Origin of the sequence: Sphingomonas yantingensis (assembly GCF_014199325.1) — a bacterium.
Classification (GTDB): Bacteria; Pseudomonadota; Alphaproteobacteria; order Sphingomonadales; family Sphingomonadaceae; genus Sphingomonas; species Sphingomonas yantingensis.
The window spans coordinates 265,517-285,559 of the sequence record NZ_JACIJJ010000003.1; the positions used below are offsets into that span (position 1 = coordinate 265,517).

Genomic DNA, 20,043 nt, shown 5'->3' on the forward strand with positions numbered 1-20,043 from the left:
ATGCTCCGCTTCCTCGCCCTGCTCGCGCTCTTGTCCGCCGTCCCCGCCGCCGCGCAAGCGCCACTCCAGGTAATGACGTTCAACGTCCGCTATCCGTCGAACGGCGACGGGCCCGACAAGTGGGACAGCCGCGCCGCTCGACTGATCGAAGTATGGAAGCGGATCGGCGCCGATGTCGTCGGCACACAGGAATTGTTCCAGCGACAGGCCGACGCGATCGTCGCCGCTGACCCGCGCTATGCCTGGTTCGGGCGCGACCGGCGCGGCGGCCATGCGGACGAGCATATGGGCGTCTTCTATCGCCGCGACCGGCTGAAGCTCCTGGCGCAGGGCGACTTCTGGCTGTCCGACACGCCGCAGGTGCCGGGCAGCATCAGTTGGGGCCACCCCTTCCCCCGGATGGTGACGTGGGGCCGGTTCGAGCGGTTGGGTGACGGCCGCCGCTTCACGCTCGTCAACACGCATTTTCCGTATCGCGACGAGGACGGCCCGGCGCGAGAGAAGGCGGCGGCGAGGGTCGCGGCGTTCGTTGCGACGCTACCAAAGGGCGAGCCAGTGGTCGTCACCGGTGACTTCAACGACGTGCCGGGCAGCGGTGCCTATCGCAACCTTACCGCCGGCCTCACCGATAGCTGGACCGCGCTGCGCAGGCCCGAGGTGGGCACGTTCCACGGCTTCACCGGCAAGGCGGAGAAGCGGATCGACTGGGTCCTGACGCGCGGGTTAAATATCAAGGCAGTGGCGGCCGACCGGCAGACGGTCGGCGGGCGCTACCCCTCCGACCATTTCCCGGTGATCGCGACGCTCCGGTTCAAGCGGCCTTGAGGCTGTAATTCTTGAACCGCTCGCGCAGCGCGGTCTTCAGAAGCTTGCCGGTCGCGGTGTGCGGCAGTTCGTCGACGAAATGCACCTCGTCGGGCAGCCACCATTTGGCGACGTGGTTTGATAGGTGCGCCATGATCGCGTCGGGGCTCACCTCCTCGCCGGGCTTCCTGACAACCAGCAGGATCGGTCGCTCTTCCCAACGCGGATGATGGACGCCGATCGCAGCGGCCTCCGCCACGCCCGGACAGCCGACCGCGGCGTTCTCGAGGTCGACCGAGCTGATCCATTCGCCGCCCGACTTGATGACGTCCTTGGCGCGGTCGGTGATCTGCATCGTGCCGTCGGGATGGATCATCGCCACGTCGCCGGTGTCGAAATAGCCCTCGGCATCGACGCAGCGTTCGGTCTCCTCGAAATACTGGTCGACCACCCATGGTCCGCGCACCATCAGGCGGCCAGAGCTTTCGCCGTCGCGGGGCAGGACGTGGCCTGCGTCATCGACGATCCGCATGTCGATGCCGAACGGCGCGCGCCCCTGACGGCTTACCTGATCGAGCTGCTGCTCGAAGCTCAGTTCGTCCCAGTCGTGGCTGCGTGCGCCCACCGTCCCGATCGGCGAGGTTTCAGTCATGCCCCAGGCGTGGTTGACGCGGATGCCCATCCTCATCAGCCGCTCGATCATCGAGCGCGGCGCCGCCGACCCGCCGATGGTAACGAGTTCCAGATGCTCGGGCGCGGCGCCGGTCGCGTCCATATACTGGAACATCGCGAACCAGACGGTCGGCACGCCCGCCGAATGCGTCACCTTCTCCCGGTTCATCAGGTCGCACAGGATCTTCGGCTCGTTGACGCAGGAGAAGACGAGCTTCATCCCCACCATCGGCGCCGAGAACGGAATGCCCCAGCCGACCGCATGGAACATCGGCACGATCGGCATGCCCACCGCCCGCGTCGACAGGTCGAACACCGAAGGCTGCACCTCCGACATCGCGTGGATCAGCGAGGAGCGGTGCGAATAGAGCACGCCCTTGGGATTGCCCGTCGTGCCGCTGGTATAGCAGAGCATGCACGGCTCGCGCTCGCTGCCCTCGACCCAGGTGTAATCGCCGGTCTCGCGGCCGATCCAGTCCTCGAACCCGTCTTCGCCCTCGGCGGGGTCGAAGCAGATATAATGTTCGATCGTCGTCCAGTGCGGCTTCATCTTCTCAACGATGGGCGCGAACATCCGGTCGTAGAGCATCACGCGGTCGCTCGCGTGATTGGCGATGAAGGCGAGCTGGTCGGGGAACAGCCGCGGGTTGATCGTGTGGAGGATGCCGCCCATCCCCATCGTCCCGTACCAGGCGACGAGGTGGCGGGAGTGGTTCATCGCCAGCGTCGCGACGCGGTCGCCAGGCTTCAGCCCCGCGCGCTCCAGCGCCTGTGCCAGCCGGCGCGAATCGCGGCCGATCGTCGCCCAGTTCGTGCGCGTCTCGCGGCCGTCGAACCAGCGGGTGACGATCTCGCGCGTCGGATATTCGCGCTCGGCATGTTCGACCAGACGCGGCACGCGCAGCTCGAACTCCTGCATCTTGCCCAGCATCGCACTCTCCATTTTGATCTTTGGGTATGGAGAATAGCGCAGCCGCTCGATGCGTAAAGTGTCGAAGTTTTGCTAGCCCGCCAGCTGGAGTTTGGGGGCGAGCAGTTCCGCCTCTCGAACACCGGGAATGGCGCGGATGGCATCGACGCGCTCGCCATCGATCAGGAAGTCCTCGCCCAGCGACACTTCCGCCTCGCCGCCGTCAATCGGGGTGACGATCCGCACCCGCCCGCGCCCGCCGCGTTCGTGGCGGAGCAATCCGGCGAGCGGCTCGATCGCCGCGACCTCGTCCACCCAGATGGTGAGGACGAGGCGGGCATTGTTCGACAGCGTCTCGAACGGCTGGATCGTCTTGACCGTCACGCGGGCCGTATCCTCGCCCGCGCGGCGGTCGAGCTCGACCTGCATCAGGCCGCAGCCGCCTGCGCGCGCGGCTTCTTCGAGCGCCTCAGCGGTCATATCCTCGAAACAGGTGGCGACCACCTGACCGCTGGCGTCGGACAGCGTCGCCATCATGTATCGCTTGCCCCGAGCGGAGGTGCGCCAGCGCGCATCCTCGACCAGCGCGGCGATCGTGGCGCCGGCGCGCGCGCCCTCGGCGATCTGCACTTCGCCCAGCGCCGCGATCGGACGCGCGGCGTGGACCTTGGCAAGGTGCGCATAGCGGTCGAGCGGATGGGCGGAGAAGTAGAAGCCGAACGCCTCCTTCTCGGCGTTGATGCGCTCGGCCAGCGTCCACGTCGCGCTCGACGGCAGGCGGATCGGCGGCTCGCTCGCCTCGCCGTCGCCGAACAGGCCGCCCTGCCCGCTCGCGCGGCCGGCGTGGATGCGCTGCGCGGTCGCAAGGATCGTCTCGGCCGCGGCATGGACGCCCGGCCGGTTGTCGTTCATCGCATCGAACGCGCCTGCCGCCGCCAGCGTCTCGACCTGTCGTTTGTTGAGGAGGCGCGGGTCGACGCGGCGGGCGAAGTCGTCGAGGCTCTTGAACACCCCCTTCGCCTTTCGCTCGTCGACCACCTGCTCCATCGCCCGCTCGCCCACGCCCTTGAGCGCGCCCAGCGCATAGCGGACCGCGAACCCGTCCTCATGCGGCTGCACGTCGAACTCGGCCTCGCTCGCGTTGAGATCGGCGGGGAGGCACGGGATGTTCAGCCGCTTCATGTCGTCGACGAAAATCGCCAGCTTGTCGGTGAGCGCGAGGTCGAAGCACATGGATGCTGCAAAGAACTCGTGCGGGTAATGCGCCTTCAGCCACGCGGTCTGGTAGGCGAGCAGCGCATAGGCGGCGGCGTGACTCTTGTTGAAGCCGTAGCCGGCGAACTTGTCGATCAAGTCGAACAGTTCGTTCGCCTTGGCCGCGGGGATCGCGTTGTGCTCGGCGCAGCCGGCGACGAAGATCGCGCGCTGCGCGTCCATCTCCGCCTTCACCTTCTTGCCCATCGCGCGGCGCAGCAGGTCGGCGCCGCCAAGCGAATAGCCCGCCAGGATCTGCGCGGCCTGCATCACCTGTTCCTGATAGACGAAGATGCCGTAGGTTTCGGATAGGATGCCTTCTAGCAGCGGATGCGGGTACGTCACCGCCTCCCGCCCGTTCTTCCGCGCGCCGAAGCTCGGGATGTTGTCCATCGGACCCGGCCGATAGAGCGAGACGAGCGCGATGATGTCGCCGAAGTTCGACGGGCGGACCGCGGACAGCGTGCGCCGCATCCCTTCCGATTCCAGCTGGAACACGCCCACCGTGTCGCCGCGCTGGAGGAGCGCATAGACCCCCTCGTCGTCCCAGGCGAGGCCGTCGAGGTCGATGGTGATATTGCGCTTGGCGAGCAGGTCGACGGCTTTCCGCAGCACGCTCAGCGTCTTGAGGCCGAGAAAGTCGAACTTCACCAGGCCCGCGCCCTCGACATATTTCATGTCGAACTGCGTGACGGGCATGTCCGATCGCGGATCGCGATAGAGCGGGACGAGCTGCGCCAGCGGTCGATCGCCGATGACCACGCCCGCCGCGTGGGTCGAGGAGTGCCGCGGCAACCCCTCCAGCTTCATCGCGAGGTCGAGCAGGCGGCGGACGTCATCCTCGCGCTCGTACATCTGGTGCAGCTCGCTGACGCCATTGATCGCGCGGTCGAGCGTCCAGGGGTCTGTGGGGTGGTTGGGGACGAGCTTGGCGAGGCGATCGACCTGGCCGTAGCTCATCTGGAGCACGCGGCCGGTGTCCTTGAGCACCGCGCGCGCCTTGAGCTTACCGAAAGTGATGATCTGCGCCACCGTGTCGTGGCCGTATTTGGCCTGCACGTAGCGGATCACCTCGCCCCGCCGGGTTTCGCAGAAGTCGATGTCGAAGTCGGGCATCGACACGCGCTCAGGGTTCAGAAACCGCTCGAACAGCAGGCCCAGCCTGATCGGGTCGAGATCAGTGATGGTTAGCGCCCAGGCGACTGCCGAACCCGCACCCGAACCACGCCCCGGCCCCACCGGAATGTCATGATCCTTGGCCCATTTGATGAAGTCGGCGACGATCAGGAAGTAGCCCGGAAATCCCATCGCGATGATGATGTCGAGCTCGTAATCCAGCCGCGTCCAGTAGATCGCAGTCCAGTCATCGGCCTTTTCCAGCTCCTCGGGCGTCGGCGCGACCTGATCGGGGGCGACGTCGCCGTGGTGCGGGCGGTCCCAGCCGGGGGCGAGTTCGCGCCCCTCCAGCTCGGCGATGCGGCGCAGGCGATGCTTCAGCCCCTCGCGCGCGGTCTCGCGCAGCATCCGCGCCTCACCCTCGCGGTCACCGGCCAGGCTGGGGAGGATCGGCTTGCGCTTTGGCGCGGCGACGGCGCAGCGCTGCGCGACGACGAGGGTGTTGGCGATCGCCTCGGGCAAATCGGCGAAGTCGGCCTTCATCACCGGCGCGGGCTTGATCCACGCCTCGGGCGACGAACGCTTGCGATCCTCCGACATGACGTAGCTTGAATGCGCGATGCACAGCATGGCGTCGTGCGCGTCGTGGAAATCGGCCTCGGCGAAGCAACTGGGGTTGGTGGCGACCAGCGGCAGGTCGTTGACATAGGCGAGGTCGATCAGCGCCGCCTCTGCCGCCGTCTCCACCGCATCGCCGCGCCGCGCGAGCTCGATATAGAGCCGGTCGGGGAACAGATGCTGGAGCCGGTCGAGATAGGCCGCCGCCTCGCCCGCCTGCTCCTCCGCCAGTAGCCGCGTGAGCCCCCCCTCGCCGCCCGCGGTCAGGCAGAGGAGGCCGTCGGTCCGGCCCTCCAGCGCCTCCAGCGGCACATGCGCGTCGAGCTCGACCGGGCGGCCGAGATGCGCTTCCGACACCAGCGCACAGAGGTTGTCGTAACCGCGCTCGTCCTGCGCGTAGAGCGAGAGCCAGTCGAGCGTCGGCACGCGGCTCTCGATCGTGCCGGGCCGCGCGACGCACAGCATCGTGCCGATGATCGGCTGCACCCCCTCGCCCTTGCATGCGTCGGAAAAGGCCATCGCCGCGTAGAGCCCGTTGCGGTCGGTCAGCGCGACCGCGGGAAAGCCCAGCTTGCGCGCCTGCTTGGCGATCGCCTTCGGCTCGATCGCGCCGTCGAGCATCGTGTAGCAGGAGAAGACGCGAAGCGGGACGTATTCGGCGTGGGGCATGGGTGCAGGCTAGGCCTTGGAGGCGGTTCGTGGAAGGCGACGGATCAGTTTATCCACAGCAAACGACCCAGCGTTCACCGTCATCCCGGACTTGTTGCCTTATCCACTTGGCCGCGCTGCCGACGCTCGCTGCCAGCGAAACGCGGTCGCCAATAACGCCTACCGCGCGCTGCGAGGTGGACCCGAGACAAGGCCGGGGTGACGAAGTGACTAAACCGGCGCGCCGTACAAGTCGTGGTCGTCGGCATCCTCCACCCGCACGCGGATGATGTCGCCGACCTCGCGCCCCACCACGTCGCGCAGGAACACCTCGCCGTCGATCTCCGGCGCGTCGGCCATCGAGCGGCCGGTCGCGCCGCCCTCTTCGTCCACCGCATCGAGGATCACGTCGATCTCGCGCCCGACCTTGGCCCGAAGCTTGGCGGCGGAGATGGCGGCGGTACGCTCCATGATCCGGGCGTAGCGTTCTTCCTTCACGGCCTCGGGCACCGCGCCGTCGAGGTCGTTGGCCGCCGCGCCCTCTACCGGCTCGAACCGGAACGCGCCGACGCGGTCGAGCTGCGCCTCGTCCAGCCAATCCAGCAGATACTCGAAATCGGCGTCGGTCTCGCCGGGGAAGCCGACGACGAAGGTCGAGCGGATGGTGATGTCGGGCGCGATCGCGCGCCATGCCTTCAGCCGTTCGAGCACCTTGGCCTCGTTCGCGGGGCGCTTCATCCGCTTCAGCACATTGGGCGCGGCGTGCTGGAACGGAATGTCGAGATAGGGGAGGATCAGCCCCTCCGCCATCAGCGGGATCACCTGATCCACGTGCGGGTACGGGTACACGTAATGAAGCCGCACCCACGCCCCGAGCTGCCCCAGTTCGCGCGCTAGATCGGTCATGTGCGGCACGACCTCGCGCCCCTTCCACATCCGCGGCTGCTTGCGGATGTCGATGCCGTAGGCGGAGGTGTCCTGGCTGATGACCAGCAGCTCGCGCGTGCCCGCCGCGACCAGCTTCTCCGCCTCGCGCAGGATCGCGTCGGGGCGTCGGCTGACGAGGTCGCCGCGCAAGCTCGGGATGATGCAGAAGCTGCACCGGTGGTTGCAGCCCTCCGAGATCTTCAGATAGCTGTAGTGACGCGGCGTGAGCTTGAGGCCCGCCTCGGGCACCAGGTCGACGAACGGCGACGGGATCGGCGGCGCGGCTTCGTGCACCGCCTCGACCACCTGTTCGTATTCGTGCGCGCCGGTGATCGCCAGCACCTGCGGGAAGCGGGTGCGGATCGCCTCGGCTTCTTTGCCCATACAGCCCGTCACGATGACGCGGCCGTTCTCGGCCAACGCCTCGCCGATCGCCTCCAGCGATTCTTCCTTGGCGCTGTCGAGGAAGCCGCAGGTGTTCACGAGCACCACGTCGGCGCCGGCATAGTCCGCCGACATCCGATAGCCCTCGGATCGCAATTTGGTCAGGATACGCTCGCTGTCCACCAGGTTCTTGGGACAGCCGAGCGAGACCATCCCCACCTTGGGGGATTCGGGAAGTCGCGTTGCCATGATCGGGCGGGCAGATAAGGTCTTTGGGGCGAAAAAGCGAGAGGCGCTGGCGCGGGGGGCGCGCAGCCCCTAGCTTCGCCGGCGATGATCGATCTCAAGGCAACCCTCGCCCCCGATCGCGGCCAGCCCGCGCGCGCCATTCACCTCGTCGATGCGGCCGGCCACGACGACTGGTTGCGCCAGCAGCCGCCCCGCCACCGCGCTGCGCTGCTGGCGCATCGGTTCAAGCCGACGCCAGGCGCCTTCGCGATCCTGCCGGGCGAAGCGGCGGAGGCTTGGTCGGCGGTCGTCGCGGTCAAGGATGCGGGCGCGCTGGGCCCATGGTGCCTCGCCCGCGCGGCAGAGGCGCTGCCCGAGGGCGTCTATCGCCTCGACGCACGCGAGCCGGGCGACGCGATGCTTGGCTGGGTCCTCGCGCATTATCGCTTCGACCGGTATCGGAGCGAGGAGGCGCCGGGGCCGCGCACGTTGCTGACGAGCGAGCCGGGGCGGATCGAGCCGGTGCTGCGCGAGGCGGCGGCGATGATGCGCGTCCGCGATCTGGTCAACACCGGCGCCGGCGACCTAGGCCCCGCCGAGCTCGAGGCTGCAGTGGCGGAAATCGGCGCGGCACACGGCGCGCGGCTGACGGTGACGAAGGGCGCCGATCTCGAGCGCGGTTATCCGATGATCCACACTGTCGGCGCCGCGGCCATTCAGGCGCGCGCGCCGCGGCTGATCGAGCTCGACTGGGGCCGCGACGGCGATCCGCGCGTCGCGATCGTCGGCAAGGGCGTGTGTTTCGATACCGGCGGCCTCGACCTCAAGCCCTCGGCAGCGATGCGGCTGATGAAAAAGGACATGGGCGGTGCGGCACACGCGCTGGCGCTCGCCGAACTCGTCATGGCGGCGCGGCTCCCGGTGCGGCTGCACCTGCTGATACCCGCGGTCGAGAATGCGGTGTCGGGCGCGGCCTTCCGTCCCGGCGACGTGCTGAGGACGCGCAAGGGCCTCTCCGTCGAGAACACCAACACCGACGCCGAAGGGCGGCTGATCCTGTGCGACGCACTGACCCGCGCGGTCGAGGAGAAGCCCGAGCTGATCCTCGATTATGCGACGCTGACCGGCGCCGCGCGCGTGGCGCTCGGCCCCGACCTGCCGCCGCTGTTCGCCAATGACGAGGGGCTGGCCGCCGATCTGCTGGCGGCGGGCGAGCGGACCGGCGACCCCTTGTGGCGGATGCCGCTGTGGGACGGATATGACGACATGCTCAAGTCCGACATCGCGGACATGGTGAACGCGCCCGAGGGCGGCTTTGCCGGCGCGATCACCGCCGCGCTGTTCCTGCGGCGTTTCGTGCCCCCCGCGACGCCCTGGGCGCATCTCGACGTGTTCGCCTGGCGGCCCGCGACGAAGCCGGGGCGGCCCAAGGGCGGCGACGCCTATGGCCTGCGCGCGGCCTGGGCAATGCTTCGGGCACGGTACGGCGCATGACGCACTGGCTGCTCCGCTATCGCTTCGCGCCCGATTATCTCGGACGGCGCGGAGCGTTCCGCGCCGAGCATCTGCGCCTCGCCTGGGAGGTCGCCGACGAGGGGACGCTGATCCTCGGCGGCGCGGCGGGCGATCCGCCGGACGAGGGGCTGCTGGTGTTCACGACGCGCGCCGCGGCACAGGCGTTCGCGGCGGCGGACCCTTATGTGGCGGAAGGATTGGTGCTCGACTGGACGCTCAAGCCATGGGCGACGGTGGTCGGTGCGCTTGCGGCGACGCCGGTCCGACCCTGAGTCGTCGCCCCGGCGAAGGCTGAGGCCGCTCGCCGCATCTCCGGCGTGCCCTCAATGAACGATCCCAGCCTTCGCTGCGATGACGTTCGGGGGTCAGGGCTCGACCCAAACCCGCTCGCTCTTCCCCTCGCGCACGATCCACAGGTCGCCGAAATCGGCATGGACGAGCGGGCCGGGGCGGGTGCCGCCGAAGCACTCGACGATCTCGGGCACGGTGTTGCTGTGCCCGACGATCAGAACGTCCCCCGGCTGCGCCTTCACCGCCCCGACCAGCCGCGCGGCGTCGGTCCAGTCATAGTCGATCGGCTTCAGGCCCTTCGCCGCAGCCACCGGAGCGGCGCTCGCCCGCGTCCGGGCGAACGGCGTGACATAGATCGCCGCCAGCGACTTGCCCTCGAACCAGCGGACCAGCGACCGGGCGCGCGCCTCGCCGACAGCCGTCAGCCGGGCGTCCTTCACCCCCTCAGGCGTGTCGAAATGGCGGACGACGTAGATCGTCTGCGGCGCAGGCTTGCCCGCACAGCTGGCCAGCGCCAGCGCTGCCGCAAGGCCGAGGACCCGGCGTCGTCGCCAGGCGCGATGGGCCTCAGCCATCGGCGAATGCGCGCGGGTCGCGGCAGAAGACCTTGTGCCCTTGATCTCGACCTCGGCCCGCTCGCCGGGGGCGGCCGTCATATCGACCTCGCCCTTGCGCGTGCCCAGCTTGATGCGAAGCGGCCCTTCGAAGCGGCAGCGCACGCCGGCCTTGGTGCTCATGCACACCTTGTCGATGATCGCCTCGGCCTCGGCCATCGTCACGTTGTCGCCAATCGGGCGAAGCGAGATCGACGTGCCAAGCGTCCCGCCGACCAGCGACAAGCCGAGCGTCGCCATGTCGCGCAGCAATTCGCCCGTCGTCTGACCCTGACGCCCCCTTTCAACGGGGATCAGCTCGATCTGGGGCGCCACCCGCTCGCAAAAGGTCGGAACGGGCGCGGCGGACTGTATGGCCGAGAATGCGAGCAGTTCGCCCAACAGCTTGATCGACATCGCGATCCCTTCGGCCTCCTGGTGCCCGCGCTTAACCGAGCGCCGCCGCCGCTTCAATGATCGGCACGAACTTCTCCGCGGTCAGGCTCGCGCCGCCGACCAGCGCGCCGTCGACGTGCGGCGCGGCGAGGATCGTGTCGGCGTTCGCCCCCGTCACCGATCCGCCATAGAGGATCCGGATGCCGTCCGCCGCCTCACCCACCATCTGGCGCATCTTGGCGCGGGCGATGGCGTGGATCGCGGCGATTTCCTCGACCGTGGGCGTGCGGCCCGTGCCGATCGCCCAGCGCGGTTCGTAGGCGAGTGTGAACCAGTCGCCGCTTGCATCCTCGGGCACCGATTTCTCGATCTGCGCCTGGACAACGCGCTCGGCACGGCCGGCGTCGCGCTCGGCCTCGGTCTCGCCGCAGCACAGGATGACCGACAGCCCGTGACGGCGCGCGGCGGCGGCCTTCGCCCAGGCGTCGTGACTCGTCTCGTTCTGGTCGGCGCGCCGCTCGCTGTGGCCGACGATCACCGTTGTGGCCCCCGCTTCCTTCAGCATCGGCGCGGAGATGCAGCCGGTGTGCGCGCCCGAATCGCGTTCGTGCACGTCCTGCGCCCCGATCGCCAGCGCACCGGCATGTTCCGCCGCTAGCGCGAGCAGCGTGGTGGGCACGCACAACGCCACGTCCACGCCCGGATGCGCGGCGGCGGCGGCAGCGATCGCCTCGACCTCCACGACCGCATCGCGCAGTCCGTGCATCTTCCAGTTTCCCGCCACCAACTTCCGCCGTGTCATCACAATCCCCGCATCAACCTGCATTCGTATGCAGCCCGTGCCAGCCCGAGCCCGCGCGCACAAGCTTGTCGCGGGGCCCATCGCCCCCTAAAGCGCGCCGCTCCTGCCTTTTCGGTGCTTCGCGAACGAACGGACGCTTCGATGCTCAATTTCTTCCGCCGGGTGGTCAAGTCGAAGTTCGGCGTGATCTTCACGCTCGCGGCCCTCGCGATCATCGCGATCAGCTTCGGCGTCGCCGACATCAACGGTATGCGCCAGGGCGGCACGGCGTCGGGCGCGACGCTGATCGAGGTCGCGGGCGACGGGGTGAGCGAAATCGACCTGCGCCAGCGCACCCGCCTCGCGCTCGATGCGGTGCGCGCCGAGCAGCAGGGCATCGACATGGCCGGGTTCCTCAATGCCGGCGGGTTCGAAAGCGTCGTCGCGCGGGTCGAGAACGGCCTCGTGCTCGAACAGTTCGCGCAAAAGAGCGGCATGCTCGCGTCCAAGGCGCTCGTCGACGGCCAGATCGCCAGCATCCCGGCGTTTCAGGGCTTCGACGGCAAGTTTAGCCAGACCAATTTCGAGCGCGCGCTTTCCCAGCGGCAGATCACGCCCGAGCAGCTGCGCACCGACATCGCGCGTGAAACCTATGCCCAGTGGCTGCTGACGCCGACGATCGGCGCGGGCCAGGTCGGCGACCAGCTTGCCCTCCCCTATGCCAATTTGCTGCTGGAGCGGCGCAAGGGCCAGATCGCGCTGATCCCGGCGGCGGTAAACGCATCGGCGAACCCGACCGACCAGCAGCTTTCCGGCTTCTACAGCGACAACCGTGCGCGCTACATGATCCCCGAGCGGCGCGTCGTCCGCTATGCGATCGTGACGCCCGACGCCTATGCCGCGCGCGTTCAGGTGACCGACGCCGACCTTCAGGCGGCGTACAAGGCGGCGGGCGACAAATACGCCCCCTCGGCCACGCGCACGCTGGAACAGGTCATCGTTCTCGACCAGGCGCTGGCGACCAAGATCGCGGCGCAGGTGAAGGGCGGCACCGCCGTCGCCGCCGCCGCGCGCGCCGCCGGGCTGGAGGCGACGACCGCCAGCAACGCCAAGCAGTCGGCCTTTGCGACGCAGACCTCCGCCGACGTGGCGAAGGCCGCGTTCGCCGCGCCCGAGGGTAGCGTCGTCGGGCCGGTTCGCTCGCCGCTCGGGTTTCACATCATCAAGGTTGCCGGCATCAGCCAGTCGGCGGGTCGCCCGCTGGCGGCGGTGCGCGACGAACTGACCGCCGAAGTCCGCAAGCGCAAGGAAGCCGAGGCGATCGCCGACGCGCAGCAGAAGCTCGACGGCGGCATCGCCGACGGCGCGACCTTCGACGAGCTGATTGCCGACCAGAAGCTCTCGGCGCAGACCACGCCCGCACTGACCGCGCAGGGCCTGAACCCCGACGCGCCGACCCAGGCACCCGATCCGCGTATCGCCACCGTCATGCAGGCCGGCTTCGCCGCGCAGGACGGCGACGCGCCGCAGATCGTGCCGATCGGTCAGGACGGCACGTTCGCGATCGTCGCGCTCGGCCGCACCGTGCCCGCCGCCGCGCGCCCGCTCCAGTCGATCCGAGATACCGTGGTACAGGACTGGCGCCGCCAGCAGGCCAAGCTCGCCGCGCGCCGCATCGCCGATGCCGTCGTCGCCAATGTCGGGCGCGGCACCGCGCTTCAGCAGGCGCTGGGTGCGGCGGGCGTCACCGGCGGGCCGGGCATCCAGACGATCGACGTGTCGCGCGCCGAGCTTGCCGCGCGCCGCGTACAGCTGCCGCCGCCGGTCGCGCTGATGTTCAACCTGAAGCAGGGCGGCGCCAAGCTGATCGAGGCGCCCAACAGCGGCGGCTGGTTCGTCGTGACCGTCACCGGCATCACCCCCGGCGACGCGCGCAAGGCGCCGGGCGCGATCCAGTCGACGCGCCAGGGCCTCGGCTCCGTCATCGGCCGCGAATATGCCGAGCAGTTCACCAACGCCGCCAGGAAGCAGCTCGGCGCGACGCGCAACGCCGCCGGCCTCGCCAAGCTGAAGGCCGACCTCGCCGGTCAGGGCGCAGCGGCAGAGTGATCGAGGGGATCGACGCCGCCCGCGCCGCGCTTGCCGCCGGGCGGCCGGCGCTCGTCTGGCGCCGCCAACTAGCCGATACCGAGACGCCGGTCGCCGCCGCGCTCAAGCTAATCGAGCCGGGGCGCGGCGACTTCCTCCTGGAATCGGTGGAGGGCGGCGCGGTGCGTGGGCGGCACAGCCTGATCGGCCTTGCCCCCGACCTCGTGTTCCGCGCCGTGGGTGCAGACGCCGAGATCAACCGCCGCTGGCTGACCGATCGCGAGGCGTTCGAGCCGTGCGAGGCAGACAGCCTCGCGGCGCTCCGCTCGCTGGTCGAGGATTGCCGCGCCGACGTGCCCGCCGCATTGCCGCGCGCGCTTGCCTGCCTCGTCGGCTATTTCGGCTATGAGACGATCGGGCTGGTCGAGAAACTGGCCGCGCCCAAGACGCGCGCGCTCGACATTCCCGACATGCTGTTCGTGCGACCGAGCGTGCTGCTCGTCTTCGACCGGCTTGCCGACGCGCTATTCATCGTCGCCCCCGCCTGGCCCGAGCATGGCGGCCAGGCCGTGGACCGCGCGTGTGAGGCGATCGAGGCGACCGCCGCCCGCCTCGCCGCCGCGCCGCTCCCCGCCCCTGCGCGCAGCGAAGCCGAGCCGCCGATCTTCACCCCCGTCCTCGAACCCGGCCGCTATGGCGAAATGGTGGCGGCGGCGAAGGAATATATCGCCGCCGGCGACATCTTTCAGGTCGTGCTCGCCCAGCGTTTCACCGCCCCGTTCGCGCTGCCGCCGATCGAGCTCTATCGCGCGTTGCGGCGGATCAACCCGTCGCCGTTCCTATATCACCTCGACCTGCCGGGCTTCTCGCTCACCGGATCAAGCCCCGAGATCCTCGTGCGCGTCCGCGACGGCGAGGTGACGATCCGTCCGATCGCCGGCACCCGCCCCCGCGGCGCGACGCCCGAAGCGGATGCCGCAAACCGCGACAGCCTGCTCGCCGATCCCAAGGAGCGCGCCGAGCACCTGATGCTCCTCGACCTCGGCCGCAACGATGTCGGCCGCGTCTCGACCGCGGGCAGCGTGCGCGTGACCGACAGCTATACCGTCGAGCTCTACAGCCATGTCATGCACATCGTGTCCAACGTGGTGGGCCGGCTGCACCCCGACCGCGACGCGATCGATGCGCTGTTCGCCGGCTTCCCCGCGGGCACGGTCAGCGGCGCACCTAAGGTCCGCGCCTGCCAGATCATCGGCGAACTGGAGCCGGAGGCGCGCGGGGCATATGCCGGCGGCGTCGGCTATTTCTCGCCCGACGGGTCGATGGATTCGTGCATCGTCCTGCGCACCGGCATCGTCAAGGACGGCGTCATGCACGTCCAGGCGGGTGCGGGCATCGTCGCCGACAGCGACCCCGCCTATGAACAGCGCGAGTGCGAGGCGAAGGCCGGGGCACTGCTGGCCGCCGCGCGCGAGGCGGTGGCTCGGGCGGGCGAAGCAGGCTTCGGTCAGTAGACCCACGTCTCGCCGGTGTCAGGGCACTTTCGCCGCCTCCGCGCGCTGGGCGCGGCGCCATTCGAACCACTGGTCGATCAACTGCTGATTGCAGCCGGTCTGACCGCCGGTCCCGACCGGCGAGCAACTGTTGGGCAGGCCGGCCCGGTTCGCGTCCATCATCGTCTGCGCGCGATTGGTCCAGGACTGGTTGCCCGCGACCACCGGCGCGTCGCGGAACTCCTTGGGGATACGATATTGTTCTTCCGGGTCGATCCGGCCGCAGACCACGATCTCGTCGCCCTGCGCCTCGGGACATTTCTCGCCCGGCTTGAGCATCACGTTGCGAATACGCTGCGGCGTGCCCGAGCGTGCGCCCTGCGGCGGCTCCTGCGCCAGCGACGGCGCGGCGGTCGCGAGCAGGATCAGGCCCAGGGTCAAGCGGCGCATGGCAATTCTCCGGCAGTTCGTCCGTCCATCCGCCCGCCAAGCTTGCGCATGGCTGAACGAGGGCTAGATGGGGTGCGATATGCTCCTCGTCATCGACAATTACGACAGCTTCACTTGGAACCTCGTCCATTATCTGATGGAACTGGGGGTCGAGGTGCGGGTCGAGCGCAACGACGCCATGACTGCGCGCGACGCGATCGAGACGAACGCGCAGGCGTTCCTGATCTCGCCCGGTCCCTGCACCCCGAACGAGGCGGGGATCAGCCTCGACCTCGTCGCCGCGTGCGCCGAAATGCGCAAACCGCTGCTCGGCGTCTGCCTCGGCCATCAGGCGATCGGCCAGCATTTCGGCGGCCAGGTGGTGCGCGGCGGGTTGATGCACGGCAAGACGTGTCCGGTAGAGCATGACGGTACCGGGCTGTTCGCCGGCCTGCCCTCGCCCTTCACGGCGACGCGCTATCACTCGCTGATCGTCACCGACGTACCCGAGGCGCTGGTGGTCAACGCGACGGCCGCCGATGCTAGTGTCATGGGCTTCCGTCACCGCGAGCTGCCAATCCACGGCGTGCAATTCCATCCCGAAAGCATCGCGACCGAGCATGGCCATGCGATGCTCGCCAATTTCCTGCGCGACGCCGGCCTGCCCGCGACGATGCCCGCCGATCTGCCGAAGGGACTGGCGGCATGACGGTGACGACGCTGCTGCCCGATCCGGTGACACCGCTGTCGCACGACAGCGCCGCGCGTGCGTTCGCCGACATTCTCGACGGCCGCGCCGAGGATACGTCGATCGAAGCATTTCTGATCGGCCTGACCGAGCGGGGCGAAACCTCGATCGAGATCGCCGCGGCGGCGCGGGCGCTGCGCGAGCGGATGATTGCCCTCGACGCGCCCGACAATGCGATCGACGTGTGCGGCACCGGCGGCGACGGCCACCATACGCTCAACGTCTCGACCGCCGTCGCGATTGTCGTCGCCGCCTGCGGCGTGCCCGTCGCCAAGCACGGCAACCGCGCCGCCTCGTCCAAGGCGGGGGCGGCCGACACGTTGGAGGCACTGGGTCTCGACCTCGACGCCGCGACCGCGAGTGCGGAGGCGACGCTGAACGAGCTCGGCATCGCCTTCCTGTTCGCGGCCAACCACCACCCCTCGTTGGCGCGGCTCGCACCGCTGCGGCGCCGGATCGGGCGGCGGACGATCTTCAACCTGATGGGGCCGCTCGCCAACCCGGCGCGGGTCGAGCGCCAGCTCGTCGGTATCGCCCGCCCCGATTATGTGCCCGTCTATGCCGAGGCGCTGGATCTTTTGGGCGCACAGGCGGCGGCGGTCGTCTCGGGCGAGGATGCGCTTGACGAGCTCTCCTGCGCCGGACCCAGCGTTGCCGCGAACGTCGGCAGTGCCACGCTGCCCGAAGCGATCGTGCCCGAGGATGCCGGCCTGCCCCGCCACCCGCTGGCCAAGATCCGTGGTGGCGAGGCCGCCGAGAATGCCGAGGCGCTGAAGGACCTGCTCGCGGGCGGCGCCGGCGCGTACCGCGACGCGGTGCTGCTCAACGCCGCCGCCGCGCTGATCGTCGCGGGCCGGGTCGAGAGCCTCGCTGACGGCGCCGCGCAGGCGGCCGAAGCGATCGACAGCGCCCGCGCCGCCGCGCTCCTTCGCCGCTGGATCGACCGCGTATGAGCAACATGCTGACCGCGATCATCGACCGCAAATATGACGAGGTCGCCGAGCGGCGGGCGAAGGCGAGCCTCACCGACCTCGACGCGCGCGCCGCGCAACAGTCGGTTCCTCGCGGGTTCAAGGCGGCGCTCGATGCGCGCGCCGCGTCGGGCCGGCACGCGCTAATCGCCGAGGTGAAGAAGGCCAGCCCGTCAAAAGGTCTGATCCGTGCCGACTTCGACCCGCCCGCAATCGCCCGCGCCTATGCCGCCGGCGGCGCGACGTGCCTGTCGGTCCTGACCGACGCGCCGGGCTTTCAGGGGCACGAGGATTATCTCGTCGCCGCACGCGCCGCCTGCGACCTGCCCGTCCTGCGCAAGGATTTCATGGTCGATCCGTGGCAGGTGGCCGAAGCGCGCGCGATGGGCGCCGATGCGATCCTTATCATCGTCGCCGCGCTGGACGATGCCGCGATGGCCGAGATCGAGGCCGCCGCGTTCGAGCGCGGCATGGACGTGCTTGTCGAGGTCCATGACGCAGCGGAAATGGAACGCGCGGCCCGGCTGAAGTCGCGGCTGATCGGTGTCAACAACCGCAATCTCAAGACGTTCGAGGTCGATTTCAACAAGACCTATGAGCTCGTCGGCGAGGCCCCCGCCGACTGCACCTTCGTCGCCGAAAGCGGCCTCAACACCCGGGCCGAACTCGACGCGATGGCCGCGCACGGCATCCGCTGCTTTCTGATCGGCGAGGCGCTTATGCGCCGGGCGGACGTCGAGGCCGCGACGCGCGCGCTGGTCGGATGAGCGACCTGACGCATCTGGACGAGGCGGGCGCCGCGCGGATGGTCGATGTCGGCCACAAGCCTGCGACCGAGCGCCGTGCCGTCGCCGGCGGCCGCATCGCCATGTCGCGCGAAGCCGCCGCCGCGATCCGCGACGGCGCGGTCGCGAAGGGCGACGTGCTCGCAGTGGCGCGGATCGCCGGGATCATGGCGGCAAAGCGCACCGCCGACCTCATCCCTCTTTGCCACCCGCTACCGCTCACCAGCGTCGAGGTGGCGCTGACGATCGAGGACGACGGCGTTGCCGTGACGGCCACCGCCACCACGACGGGCCAGACCGGCGTAGAGATGGAAGCGATGGTGGCGACCAGCACCGCGCTCCTGACTTTGTACGACATGGCAAAGGCGATCGATAAGGGCATGATAATCGAGGTCGTTCGTCTACTGTCGAAGACCGGCGGCAAGTCCGGCGACTGGTTCGCGCCCGCCTGATGCCGCTGCTCCCCGTTGCCGAGGCGCAGACCCGGCTGCTTGCCCTGCGCGATCCAGTCGAAGTCGAAACGCTGCGGCTGGCCCAGGCCGCGGGCCGCTGGGCGGCCGAACCGATCGCTGCGCTGCGAACGCAGCCTTCGCGCGACCTGTCGGCGATGGACGGCTATGCGATCGCGCATGCCGCGCTGCCCGGCCCGTTCCGGCTGATCGGGGAAAGTGCCGCCGGCCGGCCGTTCGCCAGCCCTGTCGCGCCCGGCGAAACCGTCCGTATCTTCACCGGCGCGGCGATGCCCGCGGGAGCCGACTGCGTGCTGGTGCAGGAGGAAGCCCGGGTCGAAGGCGCGCAGGTGCATCTCGCGGGCGAAGGCCCCGCCCATCCCGGCCGCAACGTCCGCCGCGCCGGGCTGGACTTCACGGTCGGCGACGTGCTGATCGAAGCAGGCGAGCGGATCACGCCGGCGCGCATCGCGCTTGCTGCCGTCGCCGGACACGCGGCCCTGCCCGTCCGCCGCCGTGTCCGCGTCGCGATCGCGGCGACCGGCGACGAACTTCGCCCCGCGGGCGCGCCGCTCGGCGACGGCGACCTGCCAGAGAGCAACGGCGTGATGCTGACGGCGCTGCTCGCCGACCTGCCCATCGATCTCGTCGACCTCGGCATCCTGCCCGATCGGCTGGAAGTGTTGCGCGACGCCTTTGCCGGTGCGCAGGCGGACATTCTCGTCACCACCGGCGGGGCGTCGGTCGGCGACCATGACCTCGTCCGGCCAGCACTGGAGGCGGCGGGCGCAGTCATCGACTTCTGGCGCGTGGCGCTGCGGCCGGGCAAGCCGATGCTCGCCGGGCGGCTAGGCGAAGGCGTGGTCGTCGGCCTTCCCGGCAATCCCGTGTCCGCGTTCGTGACCGCAACGCTGTTCGTCCGGCCGCTGGTCGCGCACCTGTCCGGCGCGGCCGATCCGTTGCCCAAACCGACGCCCGCGACGCTCGCCGAGCCGCTGCCCGCCAATGGCGAGCGCACCGATTATCTGCGCGGGCGGCGGATCGACGGGCGCGTGCATGTCGCCGCGATCCAGGACAGCTCGATGCTCCGCACGCTGGCCCGCGCAGACTGCCTCGTGCTTCGCGAACCGCAGGCGCCGGCGGCTGCGGCGGGCGACTCGGCGCAGATCCTAGACCTTGCTTGACAGCAAGTAGAACAAGCCATAAACGTTCGGCGTCTGTTCTTACGGGAGAGGCGCGATGCTCACGCGCAAGCAGCACGAACTCATTTGCTTCATTGCCGACCGGCTGGTCGAGACCGGCGTGTCGCCCTCTTTCGAGGAAATGAAGGACGCGCTCGAGCTCAAGTCGAAGTCGGGTGTCCACCGCCTCATCAGCGCACTGGAAGAACGCGGTTTCTTGCGCCGCCTGCCCAATCGCGCCCGCGCGCTCGAAGTCATCAAGATGCCCGAGGCGAAGGTCGCGGCAAAGAAGCGCACGGCGCCTGCCGCCACGCCGAGCGCCCCTGCGACGCTGCCCACCCCCGCCAACGACGTGATCGAGATCCCGCTGCACGGCCGCATCGCCGCCGGTGTACCGATCGAGGCGATGGAAGGCGCATCGATGCTCCCCGTGCCCGCCGCGCTGCTGGGTGCGGGCGAGCATTATGCGCTGGAGGTGTCGGGGGATTCGATGGTCGAGGCGGGTATCCTCGACGGCGACTATGCGCTGATCCGCCGTCAGGAGGTCGCCCGCGACGGCGAGATCGTCGTGGCGCTGATCGACGAGCATGAGGCCACGCTGAAGTTCTTCCGGCACGAGGGCGGGATGGTCCGCCTCGACCCCGCCAACCGCAGCTACGACCCGCAGCGTTATCGCCCCGATCAGGTGCGCGTGCAGGGCAAGCTGGCCGGGCTGCTCCGCCGCTATTGACGGGATCGGGCGGCGATTTGTCGTCGCCGCCC

The 20,043-nt window shown here is 69.4% G+C and carries 17 protein-coding genes; 11 read left to right on the forward strand and 6 right to left on the reverse strand.

Going from position 1 to position 20,043, the window contains the following annotated elements:
• Positions 1 to 825 (forward strand): endonuclease/exonuclease/phosphatase family protein, encoded by an 825-nt coding sequence (locus tag FHR19_RS11145; RefSeq protein WP_184028261.1) that lies wholly within the window; start codon positions 1 to 3, stop codon positions 823 to 825.
• On the opposite strand, the gene FHR19_RS11150 is transcribed toward FHR19_RS11145, so the two are convergent.
• The 3 genes from FHR19_RS11150 to rimO all read right to left on the reverse strand — a co-directional run bounded on the left by FHR19_RS11150 (position 812) and on the right by rimO (position 7,582).
• On the reverse strand, positions 812 to 2,407 hold the full coding sequence (locus FHR19_RS11150; protein WP_184028263.1) for a long-chain fatty acid--CoA ligase: 1,596 nt from the start codon (positions 2,405 to 2,407) through the stop codon (positions 812 to 814). The two genes, FHR19_RS11145 and FHR19_RS11150, sit on opposite strands and share 14 nt — an antisense overlap.
• 72 nt (positions 2,408 to 2,479) lie before the next feature.
• On the reverse strand, positions 2,480 to 6,043 hold the full coding sequence (gene dnaE, locus FHR19_RS11155) for a DNA polymerase III subunit alpha (RefSeq protein WP_184028265.1): 3,564 nt from the start codon (positions 6,041 to 6,043) through the stop codon (positions 2,480 to 2,482).
• Positions 6,044 to 6,253: 210 nt separating this feature from the next.
• Complete coding sequence (rimO, locus tag FHR19_RS11160) at positions 6,254 to 7,582, reverse strand: 30S ribosomal protein S12 methylthiotransferase RimO (protein ID WP_184028267.1); 1,329 nt, start codon at positions 7,580 to 7,582, stop codon at positions 6,254 to 6,256.
• 84 nt (positions 7,583 to 7,666) lie between these two features.
• On the opposite strand from rimO, the gene FHR19_RS11165 reads away from it, so the two are divergent.
• Together FHR19_RS11165 and FHR19_RS11170 are read left to right on the forward strand one after the other, a co-directional pair.
• Positions 7,667 to 9,055, forward strand: a complete 1,389-nt coding sequence (locus FHR19_RS11165) for a leucyl aminopeptidase family protein (protein WP_184028270.1) — start codon at positions 7,667 to 7,669, stop codon at positions 9,053 to 9,055.
• Positions 9,052 to 9,348 carry a YciI-like protein gene (locus tag FHR19_RS11170; protein WP_184028272.1) on the forward strand — a complete coding sequence of 99 codons (297 nt, stop codon included), beginning with the start codon at positions 9,052 to 9,054 and terminating at the stop codon, positions 9,346 to 9,348. Before FHR19_RS11165 ends, FHR19_RS11170 begins: the two co-directional genes overlap by 4 nt.
• Before the next feature lie 93 nt (positions 9,349 to 9,441).
• Here FHR19_RS11170 and FHR19_RS11175 read toward each other — a convergent pair whose 3' ends face one another.
• Entirely contained in the window at positions 9,442 to 10,377 is a 936-nt protein-coding gene (locus FHR19_RS11175) for a phosphoglycerate mutase family protein (protein ID WP_184028274.1), read from the reverse strand.
• A gap of 31 nt (positions 10,378 to 10,408) precedes the next feature.
• A complete protein-coding gene (tpiA, locus tag FHR19_RS11180) occupies positions 10,409 to 11,158 on the reverse strand; it encodes a triose-phosphate isomerase (protein WP_184028276.1) in 750 nt (249 codons plus the stop codon).
• Between the two features lie 141 nt (positions 11,159 to 11,299).
• Here tpiA and FHR19_RS11185 point away from each other — a divergent pair, with 141 nt between their 5' ends.
• Both FHR19_RS11185 and FHR19_RS11190 read left to right on the forward strand, forming a co-directional pair.
• Complete coding sequence (locus FHR19_RS11185; protein WP_184028278.1) at positions 11,300 to 13,246, forward strand: peptidylprolyl isomerase; 1,947 nt, start codon at positions 11,300 to 11,302, stop codon at positions 13,244 to 13,246.
• Positions 13,243 to 14,739, forward strand: a complete 1,497-nt coding sequence (locus FHR19_RS11190; RefSeq protein WP_184028282.1) for a chorismate-binding protein — start codon at positions 13,243 to 13,245, stop codon at positions 14,737 to 14,739. The genes FHR19_RS11185 and FHR19_RS11190 overlap by 4 nt, the downstream gene beginning before the upstream one ends.
• 18 nt (positions 14,740 to 14,757) lie before the next feature.
• Here the strand turns inward: FHR19_RS11190 and FHR19_RS11195 are convergent, their stop codons facing one another.
• Positions 14,758 to 15,168: a hypothetical protein gene (locus FHR19_RS11195; protein WP_184028284.1), complete on the reverse strand. Its 411-nt coding sequence runs from the start codon at positions 15,166 to 15,168 to the stop codon at positions 14,758 to 14,760.
• Between the two features lie 79 nt (positions 15,169 to 15,247).
• Here FHR19_RS11195 and FHR19_RS11200 point away from each other — a divergent pair, with 79 nt between their 5' ends.
• From FHR19_RS11200 to lexA, 6 genes are read left to right on the forward strand one after another with little or no spacing between them, the layout of a single operon-like run.
• The gene (locus FHR19_RS11200; protein ID WP_184028938.1) at positions 15,248 to 15,856 is read left to right on the forward strand and encodes an anthranilate synthase component II; all 609 of its coding nucleotides are present in this window, start codon (positions 15,248 to 15,250) and stop codon (positions 15,854 to 15,856) included.
• Complete coding sequence (gene trpD, locus FHR19_RS11205; protein WP_184028286.1) at positions 15,853 to 16,848, forward strand: anthranilate phosphoribosyltransferase; 996 nt, start codon at positions 15,853 to 15,855, stop codon at positions 16,846 to 16,848. The genes FHR19_RS11200 and trpD overlap by 4 nt, the downstream gene beginning before the upstream one ends.
• Complete coding sequence (gene trpC, locus FHR19_RS11210) at positions 16,845 to 17,633, forward strand: indole-3-glycerol phosphate synthase TrpC (protein WP_184028288.1); 789 nt, start codon at positions 16,845 to 16,847, stop codon at positions 17,631 to 17,633. The genes trpD and trpC overlap by 4 nt, the downstream gene beginning before the upstream one ends.
• On the forward strand, positions 17,630 to 18,103 hold the full coding sequence (gene moaC / locus FHR19_RS11215) for a cyclic pyranopterin monophosphate synthase MoaC (RefSeq protein WP_184028290.1): 474 nt from the start codon (positions 17,630 to 17,632) through the stop codon (positions 18,101 to 18,103). The genes trpC and moaC overlap by 4 nt, the downstream gene beginning before the upstream one ends.
• A complete protein-coding gene (locus FHR19_RS11220) occupies positions 18,103 to 19,284 on the forward strand; it encodes a molybdopterin molybdotransferase MoeA (RefSeq protein ID WP_184028292.1) in 1,182 nt (393 codons plus the stop codon). The genes moaC and FHR19_RS11220 overlap by 1 nt, the downstream gene beginning before the upstream one ends.
• Before the next feature lie 55 nt (positions 19,285 to 19,339).
• Entirely contained in the window at positions 19,340 to 20,011 is a 672-nt protein-coding gene (gene lexA, locus FHR19_RS11225) for a transcriptional repressor LexA (RefSeq protein WP_184028294.1), read from the forward strand.
• Positions 20,012 to 20,043 lie beyond the last annotated feature (32 nt).